Below are 1054 nucleotides of genomic sequence, written 5' to 3'. Positions count from 1 at the left end.
AGTACGAGTAACACACTGAGCAAATATTTCCATTGACCGATAAGGGTCTTCCTCGTCAAGCCAAATGTAATCTACTGTAGCACCCATGAGAGCATGTTCGCCCTGTTGAGTGGAGCGGAATTCTAATATGGACATTCCATCATGCTCACCTCTGGCATTGAAATGTTTAATTTGACATACGAGAATTTTATTACCGTCTTTTTCTAGTGTATTAAAATCGATACAATCACGAGGAATAGCTCCAGTACCTAATGCCTCAGTATCTTTACCAACTGACGTACCAAAGAGTTCCTTTTGTAGCACCTTTCGTGTTGAGTCACCTGTAATACCAACTGCCCAACATAAGATTGGTTTATTAAACTTATGTCCTTCCCACCAATCTGGATATCTACCAGTAACATGACACGCTACTTCAAAAGCCTCTGAGTAAGATTTACCCACACGGTTTGCAGCGCATAGGAATCGGAAGCGATGGTCTTTACTAGCAGCATAGAATTTACGTTGAAATTCATAAGCATCAAAATGACTGATCTTATTATAGCGACGTAGTTTATCTTTCTCTTGCAGCAGGCTCAGAAGAATTTGCTTCTGATCTACGGACATTGTTTTCATAGCTTCTTGAATAGCTTTTGTCAAATCCATCTTACATATCTCCAAACAAAAAATGAGAGGCTATTAGCTCTCCGATAGGGAAAACCAACACACCTCTCATTCCTTTTATTCTGCCTCTTGATTTTCGGAATCATTAAAATCCGATGGAGGTAAGACGTCCATGCCCAAATGCTCAAACAGGAAGTCACGGATTTTATTATCAACCGCTTCTTCACTGATATTTTCTTCTTCAATACGAACTTCCACACTAGCAGCTTTCGGATAAATTAAGTCGGCATATTTGCTCGCTGCTTTAAAGCGAAGGTCTGGTGGAATTGTATCGTCCTGATAAATATCATAGAGCACTTCGAACGGTTGCAATTCAGCAGCCGCTGCGTGATCAAGTAACATCTGTGTTAGTACGTTGCGTCTACCTTTAGGACGCCCTTTACCGAATCCATTA

2 protein-coding genes are annotated in these 1054 nt (G+C 40.6%); both read right to left on the bottom strand.

The annotated features are described in order from the left end of the window. Positions 1 to 642, bottom strand: a 642-nt coding sequence (locus N1032_RS23710; protein ID WP_259542835.1) for a terminase large subunit domain-containing protein, incomplete at its 3' end; no start/stop codon positions are given. A gap of 75 nt (positions 643 to 717) precedes the next feature. Beyond that, the coding region (locus N1032_RS23705) for a hypothetical protein (protein ID WP_259542834.1) at positions 718 to 1054 on the bottom strand (337 nt) is incomplete at its 5' end.

It is taken from the genome of Herbiconiux daphne (assembly GCF_024979295.1).
GTDB lineage: Bacteria > Actinomycetota > Actinomycetes > Actinomycetales > Microbacteriaceae > Herbiconiux > Herbiconiux daphnes.
The sequence above is the reverse complement of the archived record's forward strand: the minus strand, read 5'-3'. Positions and strand labels throughout refer to the sequence as shown.